This window comes from Paraburkholderia tropica (genome assembly GCF_900109265.1).
GTDB lineage: Bacteria > Pseudomonadota > Gammaproteobacteria > Burkholderiales > Burkholderiaceae > Paraburkholderia > Paraburkholderia tropica.
The window spans coordinates 1-21,247 of sequence record NZ_FNZM01000007.1 but is presented as its reverse complement, the minus strand read 5'-3'; the positions used below and the strand labels follow the sequence as shown (position 1 = coordinate 21,247).

Sequence of the window (21,247 nt, the reverse complement as noted above, 5' to 3'; positions counted from 1 at the left end):
TGCGTCAGGCCGCGCCGTGTTCGAGACGTTCGGCGATGCGCTCGGCGTGACGCCGCACATAGCGCACGAGGCCACGCCAGGTGAAGCGCGTGAGCCACACGCAGAGCCACAAACCGAGCGCGCCGCCCGCCAGCATCGCGACGCCGTAAAGCAGCGCGCCGATGCTCGATCCATGCGGACCGACGATGAGCACGTGATCGTCGCCGCTATCGATGGCGACGTGATTCTTGTCGATCACCACCGAGTCGCCTTCGCTGTGCACCGCGAGTCGCGGGCCGTCCTTGCCGCCCTCGACAAACGACACGTGCTCGCCGTCGCTCTTGACTTCCCACGCCATATCGCCCGCGCTGCCGCCCATTCGCGCGGCCGAGAGCGTGTCGCCGCTTCCGGTGCCGATCTCGAGCGCGACGACGTTGGCACGCGGAATCGTCCACACGTCGCCCTTCACGTCGAACCCGGCCGTCGCGCCGCCCGTCGACGTGACGTGCAGTTTGCCGTTTTCGTTGCGCAATTCGACGTTGCCCGATGTGGTCACGATCGACATGTGCGTACCGGGCTGCGGTTGCAGCACGAAGCGATCGCCGTCGACGCGAAAGTCCGGCACGTTGACGCGCTTGAGCATCGCGGCGTCGCCATCCACCCGACGCTGCGATACGTCGCCGTCGTCCGCGCTCTCGTTGCTGTCCTGGCTGCTGCCCTGAAAACTGAAAGGAATGCGGTCCGTCGACGGCCAGCCGAACGCGTGATGGCTGCTGAGCAGCACCACGGTCGCGAGCCCGGTGACGAGCATCGTCGCCGAGAGCACGTAGCCGCACGTGAGCAGCGTCAGGTAGAAAATGAACGGCACGAGCAGAAACAGTTGCACGAGTCCGAGGCCCGCGATCGACACGATCACGCGCAGCAGATTGCCGAACGAGCGGCGCGTTTCCCACTGCCGGAAGCTCGCCTGCGCACGCAGTTCGCGCGCCAGTTTCACGGGATCGCCGAGCGCCGCAATCACGTCGGCTTCGCTGCGTCCGGCCGCGAGCGCGTCACCGATGTACTCGCGATAGTCGGCGACGATGTCGTCGACGACATGCTTCGGCAAACTTCGCAGTTCATGCCGCAACTGCTGGATGAATGCGTCCTGCGTCATTGCTTGCCCCCTGTTTTGAGAGGCGCGCCCGGCAACCCGAGCACACCGTTGACTTCATCGACGAAACTGCGCCATTCCTCTTCCATGCTCGCGAGGCTGCTGCGCCCCGCCGCCGTCAGCGAGTAATACTTGCGCGGCGGTCCGGAACTCGACTCGACGAAATACGTGGACACCCAGGCTTCCGCCTGCAGGCGGCGCATCAGCGGATAGATCGTGCCTTCGCTGATTTCCATGGTTTCCGATAGCGTCGAGACGAGTTCGTAGGCGTAGCTGTCGCCGCGCGCCAGCACGGCCAGCACGCACATGTCGAGCGTTCCCTTCTTGAGCTGGGTCTTCATTCAAATCCGTCTTCGATAGTGTGCATCACACAGTACCTTGCAATACACGCATGATGCGTACAACGTGTTTCCGCGAAATCATGGACTGCAATGTAGCAGGCGGTATTGTTTTATGCAAGGTACTGTTTTATGCACTGTTCCGGGTGATCTCGCGGAGATTGAAAGCTATGAAAGGATCGCGTGGAAAGCCCGTTGCAGGCGGACCGGGAGTCGGAAAACCATTCGGCCCCATGCGCGAAGCATGATTAACAGGAAGCGGCGGGCGCCCGGCGTTCCAGCGCAGATAAATGGCGGATCGACGCTACAATTCCCGCCACGTTACGTGGCGATGCCGGCGACCCGCGCACACGGCCGCTGCGTCACGGATTGCAACCGCAACGCACTGACCAAGCAGAGCGTCCCCTATGCCCGCGGCTCAACAGATTCCAGCCGGTTCGTACAACGGCCGCCTCGCCGGTCTGCCCATCGTTCTGCACTGCGCGTGGAGCGACGCGGGCCAGTTGACGCTCACGTTCGACAGCCCCGACCAGGGCGCATACGATCTCGCGTGCACGATTGCCGATACGCCTGGGCGCACGCTCGAATTCACGGTGCCCGCAGCGAACGCGAGCTGGTCCGGCGCGCTGGAAGCCGACGACGTGACATTGGCCGGCAAGTGGACGCAAGGCATCGCCAGCACGCTCAAACTTGTGCGCGATACGTTCGTGGCATCGGCGCGACCATCGCGTTTCGACGGCATCTGGCACGGCATTACCCGTGAAAAACACCGACGCATAATCCGTCACAGAAAAATTCGAAAAAGAATTCAAACCGATGAAGTACAACACCGACTTTTCTCGCGCGACCTTGGGCGTGCTTTTATTTTCTGTCATTTCGTCGGCGCATGCCGGATGGTACGACGTTCAAAACTACGCGGGAACCATCGGCGACCTGCCTGTGCATCTGTCGATTCAAATGAGCGACAATTCGCGTGAATCACACGTGGACGGCAGTTACTATTACGACGCGCATCGCACGCCCATTCCGCTGCAAGGCAAACGACTCGCCGATGGCTCGCTGCAACTGTGCGAAGCCGGGGAGCCGGCCACGTTCGGCGATTCACCCAAAGTGCCGGAGGCATCGGCCACGCATCCGGTTCCTTGCCCTATCTCGCTCAGCGTGAACGGCGAGCAAGCATCGGGCGAGTGGCGCGACGGCAAAAAGAATCTGCCGATCTCGCTGCATCAGATTGGGAGTCTCAACGACACCGGCGATTCCCCTCGCCTTGGCGGCACGGTTGAAATTCCGATGTGGCATCACACGAAACACTATCTATTGCTGGGCGTGTACGAATCGGCCAGCAATTGCCCGCCTTCGATGTCCCGCTTGCGGCTCGTCGATATCAAAAGCGGACGCGTCGATAAAGAACTGAAATTCCCCTGTGGCACGGGCACCGTGTCCACCCCGATTTATGCCAACGTCTATCGCGCGCACAATCCTCGCAACGTGACGGTCATATTCCAGGGCGGCTATCACGGCATGGGCGACGATCGGGATATAGCGGTCGAACGCTGATCAAGGCGCTATTCATTGCACGCCCTTCGCCCGTTCACAACCGTGAAGTATCCGACAAAATTGACAGCCATCGAATCGATGAGTTGTCTATTCAATTTCGATTGCATGATGGGCGCCGGACCCCGCCGCGCTTGCGTCGATTCGTCGCGAACGGTCCGCCAGCGCCCGCCCCGTCTGGCATGTGCCTCGCAGGAATAAGCTACTTCCTGCTCATTGGTAGGGAGAGAACACCGCGTCTGCTGTAATGATCGCCATCGCTGCTCAAGCACACGCAGCCCGTCCTCCTAAGGAAGCGAATCATTATGAGCCTCGACATCTTCTGGTTTTTGCCAACCTCCGGCGACACGCGATATCTCGGCAAATCCGACTCCGGCCGCGCGCCGACCAACGCGTACATGCGCCAGATCGCCGTCGCCGCCGACGAACTCGGCTACGACGGCCTCCTGATCCCCACGGGCAGCAGTTGCCTCGATCCGTGGGTCACGGCCGCGAGTCTCGCGCCGGTCACGCGACGCATCAAACTGCTGGTGGCGCTGCGCACTTCGCTGGGCAATGTGACGGCTTCCGCGCGTCAGGCGGCCACGCTCGACGAAGCGCTCGGCGGCCGGCTTTTGCTGAACGTCGTGCCGGGCGGCGATGCCTCGGAACTCGCCGCCGATGGCGTGTTCCTCTCGCATAACGAGCGCTACGAGCACGCCGGCGAATTCCTCACGGTGTGGCGCAGGCTGTTCGCGGAAAAGCAGGTCGATTTCGACGGCCGGCATATTCGCGTCGAGAAGGCGCAGAACCTCATCGAGCCGGTGCAGAAGCCGCATCCGCCTTTGTATTTCGGCGGCTCATCGGACGCGGCGCACGAAATCGCGGGCGAGCATATCGACACGTATCTGACGTGGGGCGAGCCGCCCGCAGCGGTGGCGGCGAAGTTCGCGGACGTTCGCGCGCGCGCCGCGAAATACGGCCGCAAGGTGCGCTTTGGGGTGCGTCTGCACGTGATCGTCCGGGAGACGAATGAAGAAGCGTGGGCCGCCGCTGACTCGCTGATCAGCAAGCTCACCGACGAAGACATCGCGCGCGCGCAGCAGAACTACGCGAATATGGATTCGGTGGGCCAGCGCCGCATGGCCGAACTGCATCAGGGCCGACGCGACAAGCTGGAGATCAGCCCGAACCTGTGGGCGGGCGTGGGCCTCGTGCGCGGCGGCGCGGGAACGGCGCTCGTGGGCGACCCGGCTACCGTGGCGGCGCGACTGCGCGAATATGCCGATGCGGGCGCGGAGTCCTTCGTGTTGTCCGGTTATCCGCATCTGGAAGAAGCGTGGCGTTTCGCCGAACTCGTTTTCCCGCTGCTGCCCGGCAAGCAGGCCGTCACGACGGCCGGCAACGTGCAGACTGGCGGCGCATTCGACGGCCGGGCCAGAGCCGCATCCTGATCGAAGCGTGCCCCCCGTGAGGGGCACACGCCCCTCACAAATACTCGACGTTCCCATCCACGCTAATCGCCTGCCCGGTGATATTGCGGCCCGCAGGCGAAGCAAGAAACAACGCCGTCGCCGCAATATCCTCCACCGTCACCATCCGCCGCAGCGAAATCTTCTTCAGATACGCTTCGCGCATCGTTTCGAACGCAATCCCCAACGCCTCGGCGCGCGCCGCGATGACGCGGTTCATCCGCTCGCCCTCCACCACGCCCGGCAGAATCGCATTCACCCGAATATCGCTCGGCCCGAGTTCGACCGCGAGTGACTTGACGAGTCCCACGATCGCCCATTTCGTCGACGCATAAGGCGTACGGAACGCATACCCGAGCCGCCCCGCCACCGAAGACAGCGCCACGATACTCGCGCAATCCGACGACGCCTTGAGCACCGGCACCGCGCGCCGCAGAAAATAAAACTGGCTGTCGAGATTCGTCGATACCGTACGCTCCCATTGTTCGGGGTCCAGATCTTCGACATTTCCCGTCGGGCCCGCAATGCCCGCGTTATTGACGAGCACATCGATGCCGCCCATCGCGCTCGCCGCCTCGTCGACGACGCGATCGACCTGTTCGCGCTTCGACACATCGGCCACGCTCGCCCGCAGCGCGGGATGGCGCGACTGCGCCGCTTCGACGGCAGCCGGGTCCACGTCGCAGATCACGACCTGCGCCTGCGCTTCGAGAAACGCATCGGCAATCGCCGCGCCGATGCCCGCCGCCGCGCCCGACACGAGCACCCGCAAACCGGGTCTCGGTTTCAGAAGATCCAACGTACCCATTCATGACCTCGTTCAGTGTTCTTTGGTGAATCATCCGGGCCGCGCCGGCGCGCGGCCGGATTCAAAGCGTCATGCCGCCCGACACTTCCAGCACCGCGCCGTTGATATAACTGGCTTCGTCGCTCGCGAGAAACGCGTAGACGTTGGCGATTTCCTCGGGCTGCGCGAGGCGGCCGAGCGGCACCTGGCTGCGCATCTTGTCGAGCACCGCGTCGGGCACCGTCGACAGAATCGGCGTATCGACGAAACCGGGCGCAACCGCATTCACGCGCACGCCCTTCGGCCCGAGTTCGCGACTCCACGTTTTCGTGAAGCCGATCACGCCGAACTTCGACGCCGCGTAATTCGTCTGCCCGTAATTGCCGTAAATGCCGACGACCGAACTCGCATTGAGCACGACGCCCGCGCCCTGCTCGACCATGATGTCGGCGACGATCTGCGTCGCGTTGAACACCGCGCGCAGATTCACGTCGATCACATCGTCGAACTGCTGGAGCGTCATCTTCTGCAGACGTGCATCGCGCGTGATGCCCGCATTGTTCACGAGCACGTCGATGCGGCCATGACGCGCGATCACGTCCGCGACCATCGCCCCCACGGCGTCCCGGTTCGCGACGTCGAGCACATAACCGTTGGCCTGCGCGCCCGCTTCGCGGCATGCGCTTTCCACCTGCGCCACGGCGTCCGCGTTCAGATCGCAGATCGCGACGACCGCGCCTTCGCGTGCGAACTTGCGCGCCGTTGCCGCGCCGATCCCCTGCCCCGCCCCCGTGACGATCGCCACCTTGCCCTTTAATCTCATACTGGTTCCCTGTTTGATACTGGATTGCGTGTGTATGACGTCAATGCTGCGCGCCACCGGCCGGCACCGCCAGTGACGGTCTGCCGCTTTCCTGGCGAATCACGCGGGCGAGCAGCGGCACGAGCGCGAGTCCGCCGATCGACGCCACGAGAATCACCGTGAAGCCGGCGTCGCTGCGGCCCGAGACCGCTTCCGCGAGACCGAACAGATAGGGTCCCGCGAATCCGCCCAGCAGGCCCAGCGTGTTGATGAAGGCGAGCGCCGCGGCGGCCTGGATGCCTTGCACGCGCTTCATGGCGATCGACCAGTACGAAGGCAGCACACCGCCGCCGAAGAACGCCGTGACGACGAGACACGCAATGCGCGCCGCCGGATCGTGGGCGCTCATATACGCAGCCGCGCCGACGACTGCGCCGCCCGTGAGCCAGGCGAGAAAACCGCAATCGCTCGACACGCGCCGATGGATGCGCGGCAGCACGAGCACGCCGAGCAGAAAGCCCACGCCGACGCTCGCAGACAGCACGCCGACCATGAATGGCGACGTCACGTTCATCTGGTGAATCATGGCCGGTGCGAAGAAGTACAGGCCGACGAACGCCACCTGATTCAGAAAGTAGATGAGGCCGATCAGCACCGTGCTCGGACGCTTGAGCGCGGCGACCCAGTCGGCAGAGGTCAGGTCCGCATGACCGTGCGTATCGATGACCGCGCGGGTTTCAAGCACGCCTGCCTCGTCGGGCGTGAGCCAGCGCGCGTCGCGCGGACGATCGGGCAGCTTGAAATACAGCAGCACGCCGACCAGGATGCTCGGCAAGCCTTCGATCATGAACATCCACTGCCAGCCGCGCAGGCCGCCGAGTCCGGAGAGTTGTATCAGCGCGCCGCCGAGCGGACTGCCGATGACGAGCGCGAGCGCCGGCGCCGTGTAGATCCAGCCCACGGCCACCGGCCGGTCCTGCGTCGCGAACCACAGCGTCACCATGTACATCAGCGCGGGAAACAGCCCGGCTTCCGCGATCCCGAGCAGCACGCGCAGCCCGTAGAACGACCACGGTCCCTGCACGAACATCATGAGCGTCGAGAGCACGCCCCAGCTCACGGCAATGCGCGCGATCCAGCGGCGCGGCCCGAAACGGTGCGCGGCGAGATTGCTCGGCACTTCGAGCAGCGCATAGCCGATGAAGAAGATCCCCGCGCCCAGGCCATAGGCCGCCGCGTGAATGCCCACGTCGATCGCGAGTTGGGTTTTCGCGAGCGCAACGTTGGTGCGATCCAGAAACGACATGAAATAGATCGCGCACATCAAGGGAATGAGCCGCGCCATTGCCTTGCGCGTGGCCTGCCGATGCAACGCATCGGCGCTTTCGATACCGGAAGCGCTCGTCATAACCGTGTCTCCTGATTAACCGGCTTTTCTTGTCTTGTTGTGTCTGACTGCCATGAAACGCTGAACAACCCAAACGACCGCGCCGCAGCCTCAGGCCAGCGCGGCCTCGAACGACACCTTGTCGGCGCCCTTCAAACCCAGCATCGCTCGCGCTTCCGCCGGCGTCGCGATCTCGAACGACAGCTCTTCGAGAATCCGCCGGATCTTCGCGACCTGCTGCGCATTCGACTCCGCCTTGACGCCCTTCGACAGATACACGCTGTCCTCCAGACCGACGCGCACATTGCCGCCCATGATGGCCGCCATCGTCACGAGCGGCATCTGATGACGGCCCGCGCCGAGCACCGAGAACTGATACTGATCGCGGCCGAACAGCCGGTCCGCCGTCGTGCGCATGACGCTCATGTTCTCCGGGTCCGGTCCCATGCCGCCGAGGATGCCGAACACCGACTGAATGAAGAACGGCGGCTTCACGAGCCCTTCGTCGACGAAATGCGCGAGGTTGTACAGATGCCCGAGGTCGTAGCACTCGAACTCGAATCGCGTGCCGTGCTCGCCGAGTTCGAGCATGATCTTTTTGATGTCGCGGAAGGTGTTGCGGAAAATCATGTCCTCCATGCCTTCCACGAAGTCCTTTTCCCACCCGTAACGCCACGACGTCATCTTCTGCGCGAGCGGATGAATCGAAAAGTTCATCGAGCCCATGTTCAGCGAGCACATTTCCGGCTTCAGCAAACGCGGATAGGCGAGCCGCTCTTCGAGCGTCATGCGCGTGCTGCCGCCCGTCGTGATGTTGATGACGGCGTCGGTGGCCTGGGCGATATCGGGGACGAATTCGGCGAAGATGGCCGGGTCCGGCGTCGGCCGCCCGTCTTCAGGGTGGCGCGCGTGCAGATGGATAATCGCCGCGCCCGCGCGCGCCGCGTCGATGGCTTGCTCGCGGATCGAGGCGGGCGTCAGCGGAAGATGCTCGGACATCGACGGTACATGGGTCGCGCCCGTCACGGCACATGAAATGATGACCTTTCGGCTCGCTTCGCTCATCGCGTCTCCTGGTTCGATACGGCTTGTCTTGTGCTTGTCTTGTGCTTGTCTTGTGATAGCGATGGTAGTCGGGTAGGATCGCGCCGATAAGGTCATTTTCGGACATCCCACCGTCCCTTGAGGACAAACTGGACACACTGAGGATTGGACATGGCATCGACCCGGCCACCGCTCAACGAGCGCATCTACGCGCCGTACAAAATCGCCGCGCTGGTGGAAGTGCTCTCGGAACAGGGCATTGCGCCCGCCGACAGCCTCAAGGGCACGGGCGTGGAGATCGGCGAAATCTACGATGCGTCGGTCATGACGTCGATCGGCCAGTACGCGACCGTGTGCCGGAATGCGGTGTCGCTCGCGTGCGACCCGGCTACGCCGTTCAAGGTCGGCAGGCGGCTGCATCTGTCCGCCTACGGCATGTACGGCTATGCGCTGATGTCGTGCCTCTCGCTGCGCGACTACTTCAAGCTGGGCGTGAAATACCATCGCCTCGCCACGCCCACGGTCACGATCGACTGGACCGAATACCCGGACCGGATGGTCTGGACCTTCCCCGATGCCTTCGTGTCGAGTCCCTCGCGCGAGCTGGGCGCGTTCATCATCGAGCAGCAGTACATGCAGCACGTCACGCATCTGCAGGACGTGGCCGGACACGACTGCCCGCCCGTGCGCGCGAGCTTTTCGTATCCCGCGCCGCCGCACGCCGATCTCTATCGCGAGTATCTGGGCTGCCCGTGCCTGTTCGGCGAACCGCAATGCGAACTGGTCTACGACAGCGCGATTCTCGATCAGAAGCCGCAGCTCGCGCACAAACTCACGGCCACGCTGCTGCAGGAAACCTGCGACCGTCTGATCGGGCAGGCGAAGACGTCCTCGGGCGTGGCCGGCGAGGTCTATCAGATCCTGATGAGCAAGCCCGGCGTGTTTCCGGGCATGGACGAAGTCGCGAATGCGATGCATCTGACGACGCGCACGCTGCGTCGTCGCCTGCTCGCGGAAGAGACCTCATTTCTGGCGATTCTCGACGACGTGCGCCGCTCGCTGTCGCTCGAATACCTCAAGACGACGCCGCTGAGCACGGACGATATTGCGATGCTGCTGGGGTTCAGCGATACGGCCAACTTCCGGCGGGCGCTCAAGCGATGGACAGGCAAAGGGCCCGGCGAACTGCGGGGAAATGGCGAGGCGTGACGCGCGTAACGGCGACGATCGCCGGAAGGAACGATAAGGGACGGTAAGGCGTGCGTCGCGGTGGAAGCGTCCGCAGCGGGGTCTTGCAGGTCGTGCGGCCGCTTGCGTCTGTCGACGTGCGCGGCCGCTGTGACGCTCAGGGACGCGGCGCGCCCTTCTTGTCGGCGCCTTCGAAGCGCGGCGGCTTATTAGCGCGCTCGACGTCTTCTTCGAGGCTCGCGTGCAGCGTCGCGATCGCGGCGGCCGGATCGGCCGGCTTCAGCTGCTCGCGGGCGAGCGCATCGTACGTGAAGCGACGCACGACCGGATCATGCGACTTGTCCAGCACTTCGTGATAGACCTGCACGATCTCATCGGGGTGGCCCGAGAGGCTGTAAAGGCGGCGCAGTTGCTCAAGATCGTTGATGACATCGAAGCCCGGACCGGGGAACGGCGGGTACATGCCCGGCTCACCCGCGAAGGCCGGACCGCCATGCGGCGGCGGCAACGGTTCGTCCGCGCGCGCTTGCAGCGACACGGCCGCCGCAATCGCGATCGAAGCGACAGCAAACAGGTTTTTCTTCATGTGTGATTTCCTCTTGTTCGAAACAGCTAATCGGTCAGCGTTTGAACAATAAGGCTTTCACGATGTCAGGCAGCATTCTGAAAAATCCCGTAACGTTACCCCGTGTTTCGATGGTAAGAATTGGCCGACCTGCATATTTCTATCGTGGCGGTCAATGAAAATATGAGGCTGATCGAAGGGTGTTCCGGTCACATCGCTGTCACCTTCTGGCGGCAACCAACGAAAAAACAAACAGGAGAAACGGCTGGTGGCGGATCGCACTGAAATACTCACGGCGCGTCTGCGTCTGCGCCGGGCGCGTCGCAATGACGCCGTCGCGCTATTCGAGAACTACACGGGAAACGTGGACTGTTCGCGCTTTCTCCAGCGCCTGCCTCACGCGGACGTGGCCCGCACCGAGGCGATGATCGACAACTGGTGCAAGCAAGACTGGGAACGGCCGGATACGCCATTTTCGTGGGTCATCAGCACACGCGAGGACGACGAGGCAATCGGCATTTTTCTCGCGATTCCCGAGGGCCACAAGACCGAAATCCACTTTGGCATCGGCAAGCGCTTCTGGGGCCGCGGATTCGTCGCCGAAGCCGGTGCGGCGGCGCTGTCATCGCTGTGGCGCGCGCCGCATACGCAAAGAATCTGGACCGTATGCGACGTGGAAAACACGCGCTCGCAGCGCGTGCTCGATAAACTGGGATTCCAGCACGAAGGGATGTTGCGCAAATGGCTCCGGCTTCCGGCGTTCGGCGAGATCGCGCGGGATTGCCACGTCTACGCCAGCACAGCGCATCGGGACTGATCGCCCCGCGCGACAACGACCGCGAAATCCGCCCGCGCAACCTCGGGAACGCAGAATGCGCCGATAACGAGGTTTCAACTACCGGAGCGCAAAATCATGTCCCATCGACTCAAGACTGGCGATCGCGTGACGTGGAACACCCCGCAAGGCATGACGACTGGCACGGTTGTCCGCAGAATCATCCGCGACACGGAGCTTGACGGACACAACGTCGCTGCGTCGAAGGAAGACCCGCGTTACGAGGTCGAAAGTGAAAAGAGCGGCGAGCACGCGGTCCATCGCCCCGAAGCGCTGGAAAAGGTGCACAAGCACTGACCTGCACCGCATGACGCTGTCGAACGCGTGAATTGGGCCTCTGTACGAGGCCCAATTTCGTCTTTGCGCTCGCTGCGCGCGCAACGACTCGATCCTCGTTCGCCCACACGCGCATTTCGCCCTCGCCGCGATTCACCCCGAGCGACGCAATCTGCCGCGCCACCATGTTGCGCCCGATGGTCTTGTACACCTCCAGTTTCGCGGCGCCGCCGCTCGCGCGCGCAAGATGCGCACCGCCTGCTCCACGGCCACGTCCTGTCGTGCGACGGGTTTGTGCGCCTGGCTATACACCTTCTGCCAGGCGATCCACGCGCGACCATGCATGTCCCGGTGCGAAACGCGCCCGCGCTTTTCATATTCGATGTCGTAGTCATGCGGCTGCGCGCCGCTCCGTTCGACGCGCACGCACCTGAATCATGCGTGATTCACATTCGGATCGCTAGTACGTTGCACGGCGCCGCGCGCTACCGTTTCGAGCGGCTCCGTGATCGTCAGCAGAATCACGAAAGTGAACGCCGAGATCACCGACATAAAGCCGAATACGTAGTCCCAGCCTAAATGATCGAGCAGCAGACCCGCGATAAACGGCGTGGCCGCACCGCCAAGCTGGCCGCCCATATTGACGATGGCATTCGCAAGCGGGAACTTCTCTTTCGCGACAAACGACGTCGGGTAGACCATATACGCGGAGAATCCAATACTCAGCGCGACACCCGCCATAAAGATCAGGAATCCATACAATACCGGCGAAGCAGGCGATTGAATCAGGACGATCATCATCAGCGCGGTCGCCACGGCGGAGAACATCATGCCGGGCTTGCGCCGCTTGCCGAGCGCGCGATCCGAAAGCCAGCCACCGAGAATGTTACCGACCACCGCGCCCACCCACGGCGCCGCCGCCACGAAACCCGTACCGGCCACGCTGAACTTCTTCACGTTGAGCAGATAAGTCGGAATCCACGCGAGCATCACGCTCGAAATTCCGAGCTGGCAGCAATAGCCAAGCGCGCAGCCGTAGATATTCCACGAGGTCACGACCGCACGCGTCGTTTCGAGCGGTTTCTCGCTGCGCACGCGCGTGATCCGGTCGAGCCAGGGCATCGCTTTCGTGCGCTCGATGCGCATGGCCGCCCCCGCCTTCGGGCTTGCCGCGTCGATCAGTTCGCGCTCCGCTTCGTTCACGCCGCGGCTGTCGGCCGGTTTGTCGGCGACCATTAAATACCAGACGATCGAAAACAGCACGCCCGGCATCGCGAACACCAGGAAGATCGCTTGCCAGCCCCACACCGAAATAATCGCCACGCCGAGAATGGGCGTAATGACCGGCCCGAATTTCACGGACGACAGAAACAAACCCGACGCGGTGCCTTTCTCTTTCGCCGGAAACCAGCTATTAATCGTCGCCGCAATGCCGAGTGGCAGCGGGCCTTCGGCGAAACCGAGCGCGAGACGGCACAGCTTGAGCGAAAAGAGCGAGCCGACGACGCCCGTCATCGCCGTCGCGATCGAAGTCAGGATCATCGAAATCGGCAGCGCGCGACGCACGCCGAAGCGTGAAATGATCAGCGCCGACGGCAATTGCGCCAACGCATACGCGATCAGGAAAACGCTGACGAGCGCGCCGGCCTCGGCGTTGGTCATCGAGAATTCCTTGCGCAGAAACGGCAGCGCAATGCCGAGGTTCGCGCGATCGGCGGCGGCAATCGTATAGATCAGGAAAAAGAGGGTCGCGACCACCCAACGATAGCGCGTGGGACGCGCCGAAGCCGCCAGGGCATTCGACGCGGGCAATGCCGTGTCTTTTCTCATGTGTCTCGCTCCATTTTTTCTATTCTGGCGTGACCCGTCCGGGTCCGCTTTGTCGACTCGACGAAGTGCAACTCGAACTAGGTCAGATCGAAACGGCGCAAGGTTGATTCCAGCCCCAGCAGTTCGACCGTCGTCGCGCCCTCGCGAATCTTCGCCCGGAACGCCAGCTCCTTTTCCTCGCGCGCCCGGCTCACTTCGACCACGCGCGCGACATCGTGCTGCGGCACGACCACCACGCCGTCGATATCGCCGACGACGATGTCGCCCGGTTGAATCTGCACGTCGCCAATCGTGATCGGCACGTTCAGCCGTCCCGGCTGATTCTTGCCCGTGCCCTTGATGCAGAGCCCGCGCGCAAATACAGGAAAACCCTGCTCGATGATCGTGCGCGCATCGCGCACCGCGCCGTGAATCACGAGCCCCGCCAACCCTTTCTGCAGCGCGAGTTCGGTGAACACGTCGCCCCACGGACCGGCTTCGAGAAAGCCCTTCGCGTCGACGACCAGCACATCGCCCGGCTTCACTTTCAGCATGGCGTAATGCAGCATCAGGTTATCGCCGGGACGCGTGTCCACGGTGACGGCCGGGCCTGCCACGCACATTGAGGGATGGATGGGTTTGATGCCGCTGTCGAGCGCGCCATAGGCGCCCTGGGCTTCGTAGACGGTTGCGCTGCCAAGGGCGCGCAGCGCCGCGATCAGGTCGGTAGATGTCTCGTGACTGCTCATGTTCGATTTTTGGAATTTGATCGTGCTGCTAGTTTTAGATAAAGTTTCAGCAACATCAAACATCGTTTTCTGAGCCTTAGTTCAATAAAAATGAATCTTCGCCAGGTTCGCTACTTCTGTGCGGTGGTCGAGGCGGGCAGCGCGTCGGGCGCCGCCGACGCCCTGTACGTCGCGCCGACCGCCATCAGCATGCAGTTGTCCCAACTCGAAGCGCACCTGGGCGGCGAACTGTTCGATCGCTCGCGCCGGCCGATGGAACTCACGTCGCTCGGCAAATATTTCTATCCGCGCGCCAAGGAACTGCTCTCGCATTTCGGCCGGCTCGACGACGAGGCGCGAGGCATCGCATCGGGGCAGCGAGGCTGGCTCGGCATCGGCTTCGTGCGTTCGGTCGCGTATTCGATCCTGCCCGCGGCCGTGCGGCGTTTCCGTGAAAGCTGTCCCGATGTGCATCTCGATCTCGTCGAAGCGCTCTCCGAATATCAACCCGAGCGCTTGCGGCAAGGCCGGATCGATCTCGGCATTGCGCGTTTTATCGGCCCGCTCGATCCCAATCCGGATCTCGACTACACCGTCATGCTCAACGAGCCGTTCGTCGCCGTCGTGCCGGTAGGCGATCCACTGGCGAAGCAGCGTTCGGTCACGGCGGCCGAACTCTCGCGTCTGCCGTTCATTCACTACCCGAAAGACTCGCGCAGCCCGTTCGGTCAGCAACTGCTGGCCGCATTGAAGGCCGCCGGCGGCGATCCGCGCGTCGCGCACGAAGCGATCGAAATTCATACGGCGCTCGCGCTCGTCGGTGCGGGTTTGGGCGCGACTTTGGTCGGGCGGTCGACGGCGAAAAACAATCGACGCGATGTGCGCTTCATTCCGGTCAAGGATCTCGAACTGCGCACGAAGCTGGTCATGATCACGCGCGCGGGCGACGACAATCGGCTGATTGCGACGTTTCGTGAAGCATTGTCGGCAACACGCAGGGGCTAGGATTCGAGCGTCGCGAGTCGAACCGCCAGCCACGTCGATGGATCATTCCTCGTTGCAAGCAGCGCGGATTGACTCGCGCGCGATGCCTGGCAAACGGTCATCGTCGAATACGGCCAAGCACAATCGCGAGACCCGCCGTCACGGCGAGCGCAACAGCCAGTGTCATCAACCCGGCCGTAAACGATCCCGTCATTTCCTTGACGACACCCACCATCGCCGGTCCCGCAAAACCCGCGCAATTGGCCACGGCGTTGATGACCGCGATGCAACCCGCCGCCGCCGCGCCCGAGAGGAAAGTCGGCGGAATCGCCCACAATGCCGTGCGTGCGATATTCACGCCAATCATCGCAATCGTGATGCCGACGAGCGCGACGCCGACCGAATCCGAAACGGCCGACACCACGAAACCCAACGCCGCCACCGCCGAACTCATCGTCAGGCTCGCGGCGTAATCGCGGCCCTTGTCCATCCATCGCGCGGCCACGACCATCGCCAGCCCGGCGCACGCATAAGGAATCGTCGAGAGCATGCCGGTCCGGAACAGACCCAGCCCTTCACGATTGATGATCTGCGGAAGCCACATGCCGATCCCCGCGATGCCGGTCGAGAGCGTGAACAGCGCGAGCGTCAACAGCAACACGCGCGGATCGGCGACGGCGCTGCGAAAACTTTGCGTACTGCTCGCCGTCACTTCGCTTTCCAGTTGATTCACCAGCGCGCCGCGCTCTTCGTGACTGAGCCACGTGGCGTCCTTTGGCGAATTGGACAGCACGGCCCACGCCCAGATGCCGAGCACGGCCGCCGGCAAACCCTGCGCGATAAACAGCCATTGCCAGCCCGAGAGCCCCATGAATGCGTGAATGCTCAGCAGCGCACCCGAAAGCGGGCCGCCGATGACGGACGCGAGCGGAATCCCTAGCGTGAACCACGCAAGCACGCGCACGCGATACGCACGCGGAAACCACGAAGTCAGATAGAACGCAACGCCGGGAAAGAAGCCCGCTTCGGCCACGCCGAGTATCAAACGAAGCGCGTAAAACGAATGAGGACCGACGGCAAACGCCATCGCGGCCGAGAGCACGCCCCACGTCACCATGATGCGCGACAGCCAGAGACGCGCGCCGAATCGATGCAAGGCCAGATTGCTCGGCACTTCGCACAACGCGTAGCTAACAAAGAAAAGACCCGCGCCCCAACCGAATTGCGCCGACGTGAGCCCGAGATCGTGATTCATCGTCAATGCGGCGAAGCCCACATTGATACGGTCGAGATAGCTGAAGATATAGCCGAGCAATAAAACCGGCAGCAAGCGAATCGACGCCTTTCGCACGGCGCGCTCACACAATTGCGCCTGTTCCTGCACGTCCGGCGCTGCGACGCTCATATCGGCACGCCCGGCGTGGGGCAGCGCATAAGATGAAGTGGACTTCATCCGGTCTCCTGTTTATGAACGTGTTTCGTCGACTAAAAGCGATAAAGCGCAGCGGCGTTATCAACGAGAATCCGTACGCGTGTGGATTCGTCTTGCGCCCATTCGCGCAAATAGTCGAATTGCTCGGCGTCGTCCGGCAACGATGCGGCGGCGGGATGCGGCCAGTCGCTTCCCCAGACGAGGCGATCGGCGCGATGCTCGACCAGCGCGCGGCCAATCTCAACGATGCTGGCGCGCGTCGCTTGCGCGTCGAGATAGGCGCCGCTGAGTTTCACCCACGTCCGCCCGTTGTCGAGCAACGCAAGCAGCGCGCGGAACGCCGGCTGCGATGCGCCTTCGTTAAAGCGCACGCGTCCGAAATGATCCATGACGACATCGCACGGCAGACGCGCGAGCGTCGCCGCCAGCCCGGGCAATTGCGCGCCGTTCACGTGGATCTCAAGATGCCAGCCGCGCTCCGCGAGCGCAGGCGCCAGCGACACGGCATCGCGCAGCGCATCCGTGCCCGAGCGAACCAGATTGAAACGCAGGCCCACGATGCCGCCTGCGCTCAGTTCGTCGAGGTCGCGTTCGCTCACCGCGCTGCTTACCGCGCTGCTCACCGTATTGCTCACGACGGCAATGCCGCGCGCGGTTTCGCGGGTATCTGCGATCGCGTCCAGCACGCAGGCATTGTCGAATCCATACGTCGAAGGCTGCACGAAAACGTTGCGCGTGGTGCCGAGCCGACGCTGCAGCGAACGGTAGTCAGAAAGGGACGCGGCGGGCGGCTTCAGATGCGCATCGGCGGCAACGGCGAAGCGCGGCGAATAGACATGCATGTGGCAATCGCACGCAAGATCCGGCGCTTTGAAATGCGGCGTGGCCGTTCCCGCGGAGAACGGCACGATGCCGGCCTGAATGGCGTCTCGCTCGCTCATGGCAGGCTCAGGCGCGGCAACGAGTCTTGCGGAATGGCGTACACCGCGTGCGCAACGGCGCGGAAGCGGTCGCAAGAACCCGGTCAATCATGGCTGTCTCCGTGGTGTATTTGCCGCCATTGTTCCGCCACGAATTCATAATGTCTATTGTTTAATTTTCAATAAACCATTCCCATAAGTTATATATTTTTCCGCGTATTTGCACGCGCAACGCCGCTTCGCATTAAACGCGCGTTATTCGTTCGGCGCGACCGACGCGCCCTGAATGCCGTGACGCGCGAGCGCATCGGCCACGAAACCCGAGCGTTTCATCTCTTCGACAAACGTGCGCAATTCCGTCGCGGCCGCTTCGCCACGATGCTTCGCCACGCCCATCGCCTGGCGAATCACCATGAAGCGCTCGTCGAGCAGACGCAAGCCGCCCACCTTCGCGGCATCGGCTTCGAGTTGCTGCTTCACGCCTGCCGCCACATCGAGCTGCTGGTCGATAAACGTCTGCACGACCGTCGGCGACGTAGGCGCGCGCACGATCTCAGCCGCCTTCAATTCGCGCGTGAGAAACAGATCGTAGGCGCTGCCCTTGCCCACCGCCACGCGATGGCGCACGTCGTCCACCTGCGCGTTGCTGCGGATCGGCGAATCGTCGCGCACCAGATAAAAGCCTTCGATCAGCACATATGGCGAGGTAAAGGCGATCGTTTCGCCGCGTTTCGGATCGACGGCGAAAAAGCCGAAATCGGCGCGCTCGTCGCTGACCGCTTCGACCGATTTACCGGCTGCATCGAACACCACGAGTTCGAGCGGTGTGCCCAGCCGTTTCGCAAACGCCCGGGCGAGATCGATGGAGACGCCGAACGGCTCGCCCGTTTGCGGATCGCGATTGGCGAGAATCGGATTGCCGAGATTGATGGAGGCACGCAGCGTGCCGGTGGGGGCAAAGGCTTTGACGATATCGGGATGAATGGACATGGTAGTCAGGCCGCGTGATGCGCACGATGCACGGTCAGCGGCGTTCGGGGTTCGGGGTTCGTGAATTTGCGCATGCATTCGTGCATGCGCAAAAGATGTGTCGACCGATATTAAAACAAACGGCGCACGTGGCTCACAAACCCTCGGCCTGACTCCCGCGCGTATATCAATCGGCGCGCGTCGGCGAGAATGCATCGGCGGCCGCCACCGTATCGAGCGCTTCACGCAGCAGCGCGATCTTGCCGTCGCGCGCAACGAGCCGCCCCGCGTACATCTGCCGATAGATTTTCCCCGTCGACGGCACGAGCGCTTCCACTTCATATTCGGCGAAAACCTGCTCCGGCGTTTCAATCAGATAGCGCACGTTTTTGAACTGGAAATCCGGCACTTTCGCAATCAGCGAAGCAATAAAACCTTCGATCGCTTTCGGTCCCTGCGCGCGTCCGTCGATGCCGAGCGATTTCAGATACGGCAGTTCCAGCACGCCATCGTCGGCGAATAATGCGGCGGCCGCATGCGGGTCGCGAATCGATGCGAGGTAAGCGGCAAGCAGTTGTTTAGCGTTGTTCATGATGGACTCTCGATATTCGTGTTGGTGGGGGCGTGTTATTGCAGACGCGTTTTCAATGCCGTCGCCATCTGCTGCATGGCGGCGCGCGTCGGGGCGTCGGCGGCGAGTACGTTGAGCAGGCCGAAATCGTGAATCGTGCCTTTGTACTGTGTGGTCGTGACGTCGTTGCCCGCCTGGTCGAGCCGATATCCATAGGCTTCGCCTTCGTCGCACAACACGTCGAACTGCGCGGTCTGGATCAGCGCGGGCGGCAAGCCCTTCAACTCGTCGAGCGTGGCGCGCAGCGGCGAGGCATAGCGCTGCTTGCGCTCGCCTGCGTCGGTCGCGTCGGTGATATAGGCGTTCCAGAACCACTTCATCATGTCGCGGCTCAGGAAATAGCCGTTCTCGAAAGCCTCGTAAGAGGCGTTGTCGAATGCGTGGTCCGTCACCGGCCACATGAGGCCCTGGAAGCGGATGGCCGGGCCGTTGCGGTCCTTCGCCATCTGACTCACGACGGCGGCCATGTTGCCGCCCACGCTGTTGCCGACGACCGCCAGCCGTGCGCCATCGACGCCGAGTTCCTCGCCATGCGCGGCCACCCATTTCGTCGCGGCGTAAGCCTGATTGATCGCGACCGGATAGCGCGCTTCGGGCGACGGCGTGTAGTCGACGAACACGGCCGCCGCGCCCGACTGCACCACGAGGTCGCGCACGAGACGCTCATGCGTCGGGTAATCGCCGAGAATCCAGCCGCCGCCGTGGAAGAACATGAACACGGGCAGCACGCCTTGCGCATTCTGCGGCTTGACCACGACGAGCGGCACGCTCAGGCCATCCTGCTCGATCGTGCGGCGCGTGACCTCGATGCCCGAGACGTCGACTTCCACACTGCGCTGGGCGCCGGCCAGGACTTCGCGCGCTTCGGCGGGCGTGAGCGTTTCGATGGCCGGACCGGTGCCGCTGTTGAGTGCCGCGAGGAAGGCGACCGTGGCGGTGTCGGGCGTGTTCGGGGTGGCTTGCGTGGTCATCGTGATTCTCCTTTCGTGTGGTTGAGTGGCCGGCGACTTCATGTCGTGCAGCCGATGGAAAGGAGAATACGGATCCGGAGATATTTGCGAAATAGAAGTGTTTAAAACCCATCATTGCATAAATGCAATGATGGGCGTCCCCTTATGGCTTGGGCCATCGCCACGTCGGATCGGAAAGATGCTCGGCGAAGTAATCGGACAGCGCCGCCACCTTCGCGGGCCGCGCGCGTGCCGACGGCGTGACGAAGTACAGGCCGCCCCTGGTCAGCGACCAGTCGGTGAGAATCGCCTCGAGGCGGCCATCGGCCAAATATTCGCCCGCGATGAATTCCGGCAACTCGGCAATCGCCAGCCCATCCAGAAGCGTAGGCAGCAGCGCATCGGAGTTCGTCACGCGCAGCGGGCCGGTCGGCATGACCGGTTCTTCCTCGCCCGCGTCGTTCGTGAAGCGCCAGACATCACTACGCGCGCGATACGCGTACGAGAGACACAGCCGATCCGCCAGCTCGCGCGGATGCGCGGGCCGCCCTTCGCGCTTCAGATACTCGGGCGACGCCACCACGAACTGCGTGACCGCGCACAGCCGCCGCGCCACCAGCGACGAATCGGGCAACGCGGCGATCCGCAGCGCGGCGTCGAAGCCATCGGCAACCAGATCGACCGACGCATCCGAGAGATGCAGGTCGATCGACACTGCCGGATACGCGCGGAAGAAACCCGGCAGCAGCGGCGCGACCCAGCGCAAGCCGAACGACATCGGCACGGCAAGCCGCACCAGCCCGCGCGGTTGCACCGACATTTCGCGCGCGGCGCTTTCCGCCTCCTCGGCCTGGCGGTAAATCTCGCCCGCCTTCTCGCAGATCGTGCGGCCGAACTCGGTCAGCGCCAGCTGGCGCGACGTGCGGTTAAAGAGCCGCGCGCCCAGCCGGTCCTCCAGACGCGCCACGCCGCGCGAGACCGTCGCCACCGACACGCCCATCGCGCGCGCCGCCGCCGCGAACGAGCCCTCCTCGGCGACCTTCGCGAACATCGCCAGTCCTTCGAAATCAGGCAGCTTCGCCATTTCCCCTCATCTTTTCATTTCTGCAACGTTGGATTGCAATCAATTCTATTTCGAAAAGACCGGCCCGTCGATATTCTTCTCACATCGCAGCACGCAACACCCAACCCAAACATCCACTGAACGAAACAAAAGGAGCTTCACCATGGCACGCAAACTCGACAACAAGATCGCCCTCGTCACCGGCGCAACCAGCGGCATCGGCCTCGCCACCGCCCAGCGCTTCGCCGCCGAAGGCGCGCATGTCTACCTCACGGGCCGTCGTCAGGCCGAACTCGATGCCGCCGTCAAGAGCATCCGCGAAGCCGGCGGCCAGGCGACCGGCGTACGCGTCGATTCGACGAAGCTGAACGAACTCGACGCGCTCTACGCCCAGATCAAGGA

The 21,247-nt window shown here is 63.0% G+C and carries 23 protein-coding genes; 8 read left to right on the top strand and 15 right to left on the bottom strand.

From position 1 onward, the window contains the following. Positions 1-4: 4 nt before the first annotated feature. Both BMY06_RS12510 and BMY06_RS12505 read right to left on the bottom strand, forming a co-directional pair. The gene (locus tag BMY06_RS12510; protein WP_074983426.1) at positions 5-1,135 is read right to left on the bottom strand and encodes a DUF1700 domain-containing protein; all 1,131 of its coding nucleotides are present in this window, start codon (positions 1,133-1,135) and stop codon (positions 5-7) included. Next, positions 1,132-1,473, bottom strand: a complete 342-nt coding sequence (locus BMY06_RS12505; RefSeq protein ID WP_065061587.1) for a PadR family transcriptional regulator — start codon at positions 1,471-1,473, stop codon at positions 1,132-1,134. The genes BMY06_RS12510 and BMY06_RS12505 overlap by 4 nt, the downstream gene beginning before the upstream one ends. A gap of 404 nt (positions 1,474-1,877) precedes the next feature. On the opposite strand from BMY06_RS12505, the gene BMY06_RS40140 reads away from it, so the two are divergent. The 3 genes from BMY06_RS40140 to ssuD all read left to right on the top strand — a co-directional run bounded on the left by BMY06_RS40140 (position 1,878) and on the right by ssuD (position 4,457). Then, the gene (locus tag BMY06_RS40140) at positions 1,878-2,447 is read left to right on the top strand and encodes a hypothetical protein (RefSeq protein WP_237181581.1); all 570 of its coding nucleotides are present in this window, start codon (positions 1,878-1,880) and stop codon (positions 2,445-2,447) included. Beyond that, positions 2,344-3,027: a hypothetical protein gene (locus BMY06_RS12500; RefSeq protein WP_244144386.1), complete on the top strand. Its 684-nt coding sequence runs from the start codon at positions 2,344-2,346 to the stop codon at positions 3,025-3,027. The genes BMY06_RS40140 and BMY06_RS12500 overlap by 104 nt, the downstream gene beginning before the upstream one ends. A 302-nt stretch (positions 3,028-3,329) precedes the next feature. Further along, positions 3,330-4,457 (top strand): FMNH2-dependent alkanesulfonate monooxygenase, encoded by a 1,128-nt coding sequence (ssuD, locus tag BMY06_RS12495; protein WP_065061590.1) that lies wholly within the window; start codon positions 3,330-3,332, stop codon positions 4,455-4,457. A gap of 34 nt (positions 4,458-4,491) precedes the next feature. Here the strand turns inward: ssuD and BMY06_RS12490 are convergent, their stop codons facing one another. From BMY06_RS12490 to kce, 4 genes are all read right to left on the bottom strand, one after another. After that, positions 4,492-5,283: an SDR family oxidoreductase gene (locus tag BMY06_RS12490; protein ID WP_074983423.1), complete on the bottom strand. Its 792-nt coding sequence runs from the start codon at positions 5,281-5,283 to the stop codon at positions 4,492-4,494. A gap of 61 nt (positions 5,284-5,344) precedes the next feature. Further along, positions 5,345-6,085 (bottom strand): 3-oxoacyl-ACP reductase FabG, encoded by a 741-nt coding sequence (fabG, locus tag BMY06_RS12485; protein WP_065061592.1) that lies wholly within the window; start codon positions 6,083-6,085, stop codon positions 5,345-5,347. A gap of 40 nt (positions 6,086-6,125) precedes the next feature. Next, a complete protein-coding gene (locus tag BMY06_RS12480) occupies positions 6,126-7,472 on the bottom strand; it encodes an MFS transporter (RefSeq protein ID WP_074983422.1) in 1,347 nt (448 codons plus the stop codon). 90 nt (positions 7,473-7,562) lie between these two features. Then, positions 7,563-8,516: a 3,5-dioxohexanoate:acetyl-CoA acetone transferase gene (kce, locus tag BMY06_RS12475; RefSeq protein ID WP_074983420.1), complete on the bottom strand. Its 954-nt coding sequence runs from the start codon at positions 8,514-8,516 to the stop codon at positions 7,563-7,565. Positions 8,517-8,666: 150 nt separating this feature from the next. Between kce and BMY06_RS12470 the strand changes: the two genes are divergently transcribed. After that, positions 8,667-9,704 (top strand): AraC family transcriptional regulator, encoded by a 1,038-nt coding sequence (locus BMY06_RS12470; protein WP_065061595.1) that lies wholly within the window; start codon positions 8,667-8,669, stop codon positions 9,702-9,704. 136 nt (positions 9,705-9,840) lie between these two features. Here BMY06_RS12470 and BMY06_RS12465 read toward each other — a convergent pair whose 3' ends face one another. Continuing rightward, entirely contained in the window at positions 9,841-10,269 is a 429-nt protein-coding gene (locus BMY06_RS12465; RefSeq protein ID WP_074983419.1) for a hypothetical protein, read from the bottom strand. A gap of 247 nt (positions 10,270-10,516) precedes the next feature. On the opposite strand from BMY06_RS12465, the gene BMY06_RS12460 reads away from it, so the two are divergent. Together BMY06_RS12460 and BMY06_RS12455 are read left to right on the top strand one after the other, a co-directional pair. Continuing rightward, a complete protein-coding gene (locus BMY06_RS12460) occupies positions 10,517-11,065 on the top strand; it encodes a GNAT family N-acetyltransferase (RefSeq protein WP_161495570.1) in 549 nt (182 codons plus the stop codon). Between the two features lie 96 nt (positions 11,066-11,161). Then, positions 11,162-11,380 carry a hypervirulence associated TUDOR domain-containing protein gene (locus BMY06_RS12455; protein ID WP_065061598.1) on the top strand — a complete coding sequence of 73 codons (219 nt, stop codon included), beginning with the start codon at positions 11,162-11,164 and terminating at the stop codon, positions 11,378-11,380. A gap of 414 nt (positions 11,381-11,794) precedes the next feature. Here the strand turns inward: BMY06_RS12455 and BMY06_RS12450 are convergent, their stop codons facing one another. Further along, a complete protein-coding gene (locus BMY06_RS12450; protein WP_074983415.1) occupies positions 11,795-13,189 on the bottom strand; it encodes an MFS transporter in 1,395 nt (464 codons plus the stop codon). Between the two features lie 77 nt (positions 13,190-13,266). Continuing rightward, positions 13,267-13,917, bottom strand: coding sequence for a 4-carboxy-4-hydroxy-2-oxoadipate aldolase/oxaloacetate decarboxylase (locus BMY06_RS12445; RefSeq protein WP_065061600.1), 651 nt, complete (start codon positions 13,915-13,917; stop codon positions 13,267-13,269). Positions 13,918-14,007: 90 nt separating this feature from the next. On the opposite strand from BMY06_RS12445, the gene BMY06_RS12440 reads away from it, so the two are divergent. After that, a complete protein-coding gene (locus BMY06_RS12440; RefSeq protein WP_074983414.1) occupies positions 14,008-14,901 on the top strand; it encodes a LysR family transcriptional regulator in 894 nt (297 codons plus the stop codon). Positions 14,902-14,998: 97 nt separating this feature from the next. On the opposite strand, the gene BMY06_RS12435 is transcribed toward BMY06_RS12440, so the two are convergent. From BMY06_RS12435 to BMY06_RS12410, 6 genes are all read right to left on the bottom strand, one after another. Continuing rightward, positions 14,999-16,285 carry an MFS transporter gene (locus BMY06_RS12435; RefSeq protein WP_065061602.1) on the bottom strand — a complete coding sequence of 429 codons (1,287 nt, stop codon included), beginning with the start codon at positions 16,283-16,285 and terminating at the stop codon, positions 14,999-15,001. Positions 16,286-16,365: 80 nt separating this feature from the next. Next, positions 16,366-17,253, bottom strand: a complete 888-nt coding sequence (locus tag BMY06_RS12430) for an amidohydrolase family protein (protein ID WP_074983412.1) — start codon at positions 17,251-17,253, stop codon at positions 16,366-16,368. A 234-nt stretch (positions 17,254-17,487) separates the two neighbouring features. Beyond that, complete coding sequence (locus BMY06_RS12425; RefSeq protein ID WP_065061604.1) at positions 17,488-18,222, bottom strand: ABC transporter substrate-binding protein; 735 nt, start codon at positions 18,220-18,222, stop codon at positions 17,488-17,490. 166 nt (positions 18,223-18,388) lie between these two features. Beyond that, on the bottom strand, positions 18,389-18,793 hold the full coding sequence (locus BMY06_RS12420; RefSeq protein ID WP_074983411.1) for a nuclear transport factor 2 family protein: 405 nt from the start codon (positions 18,791-18,793) through the stop codon (positions 18,389-18,391). 35 nt (positions 18,794-18,828) lie between these two features. Next, complete coding sequence (locus BMY06_RS12415; RefSeq protein ID WP_124263140.1) at positions 18,829-19,803, bottom strand: alpha/beta hydrolase; 975 nt, start codon at positions 19,801-19,803, stop codon at positions 18,829-18,831. A gap of 142 nt (positions 19,804-19,945) precedes the next feature. Further along, positions 19,946-20,866, bottom strand: coding sequence for a LysR family transcriptional regulator (locus tag BMY06_RS12410; RefSeq protein WP_074983408.1), 921 nt, complete (start codon positions 20,864-20,866; stop codon positions 19,946-19,948). Between the two features lie 142 nt (positions 20,867-21,008). Between BMY06_RS12410 and BMY06_RS12405 the strand changes: the two genes are divergently transcribed. Beyond that, positions 21,009-21,247: SDR family NAD(P)-dependent oxidoreductase (locus tag BMY06_RS12405; RefSeq protein WP_143064416.1), on the top strand; the 239-nt coding region annotated here is incomplete at its 3' end.

Excerpts from the sequence above, each read along its gene's own strand:
- BMY06_RS12440 (WP_074983414.1), top strand. The coding sequence starts at position 14,008 with ATGAATCTTCGCCAGGTTCGCTACTTCTGTGCGGTGGTCGAGGCGGGC.
- BMY06_RS12510 (WP_074983426.1), bottom strand. The coding sequence starts at position 1,135 with ATGACGCAGGACGCATTCATCCAGCAGTTGCGGCATGAACTGCGAAGT.
- BMY06_RS12470 (WP_065061595.1), top strand. The coding sequence starts at position 8,667 with ATGGCATCGACCCGGCCACCGCTCAACGAGCGCATCTACGCGCCGTAC.
- BMY06_RS12415 (WP_124263140.1), bottom strand. The coding sequence starts at position 19,803 with ATGACCACGCAAGCCACCCCGAACACGCCCGACACCGCCACGGTCGCC.
- BMY06_RS12505 (WP_065061587.1), bottom strand. The coding sequence starts at position 1,473 with ATGAAGACCCAGCTCAAGAAGGGAACGCTCGACATGTGCGTGCTGGCC.
- BMY06_RS12410 (WP_074983408.1), bottom strand. The coding sequence starts at position 20,866 with ATGGCGAAGCTGCCTGATTTCGAAGGACTGGCGATGTTCGCGAAGGTC.
- BMY06_RS12465 (WP_074983419.1), bottom strand. The coding sequence starts at position 10,269 with ATGAAGAAAAACCTGTTTGCTGTCGCTTCGATCGCGATTGCGGCGGCC.
- BMY06_RS12425 (WP_065061604.1), bottom strand. The coding sequence starts at position 18,222 with ATGTCCATTCATCCCGATATCGTCAAAGCCTTTGCCCCCACCGGCACG.
- ssuD (WP_065061590.1), top strand. The coding sequence starts at position 3,330 with ATGAGCCTCGACATCTTCTGGTTTTTGCCAACCTCCGGCGACACGCGA.
- BMY06_RS12445 (WP_065061600.1), bottom strand. The coding sequence starts at position 13,917 with ATGAGCAGTCACGAGACATCTACCGACCTGATCGCGGCGCTGCGCGCC.
- BMY06_RS12490 (WP_074983423.1), bottom strand. The coding sequence starts at position 5,283 with ATGGGTACGTTGGATCTTCTGAAACCGAGACCCGGTTTGCGGGTGCTC.
- BMY06_RS12480 (WP_074983422.1), bottom strand. The coding sequence starts at position 7,472 with ATGACGAGCGCTTCCGGTATCGAAAGCGCCGATGCGTTGCATCGGCAG.
- kce (WP_074983420.1), bottom strand. The coding sequence starts at position 8,516 with ATGAGCGAAGCGAGCCGAAAGGTCATCATTTCATGTGCCGTGACGGGC.
- BMY06_RS12450 (WP_074983415.1), bottom strand. The coding sequence starts at position 13,189 with ATGAGAAAAGACACGGCATTGCCCGCGTCGAATGCCCTGGCGGCTTCG.
- BMY06_RS12435 (WP_065061602.1), bottom strand. The coding sequence starts at position 16,285 with ATGAGCGTCGCAGCGCCGGACGTGCAGGAACAGGCGCAATTGTGTGAG.
- fabG (WP_065061592.1), bottom strand. The coding sequence starts at position 6,085 with ATGAGATTAAAGGGCAAGGTGGCGATCGTCACGGGGGCGGGGCAGGGG.
- BMY06_RS40140 (WP_237181581.1), top strand. The coding sequence starts at position 1,878 with ATGCCCGCGGCTCAACAGATTCCAGCCGGTTCGTACAACGGCCGCCTC.
- BMY06_RS12430 (WP_074983412.1), bottom strand. The coding sequence starts at position 17,253 with ATGAGCGAGCGAGACGCCATTCAGGCCGGCATCGTGCCGTTCTCCGCG.
- BMY06_RS12420 (WP_074983411.1), bottom strand. The coding sequence starts at position 18,793 with ATGAACAACGCTAAACAACTGCTTGCCGCTTACCTCGCATCGATTCGC.
- BMY06_RS12455 (WP_065061598.1), top strand. The coding sequence starts at position 11,162 with ATGTCCCATCGACTCAAGACTGGCGATCGCGTGACGTGGAACACCCCG.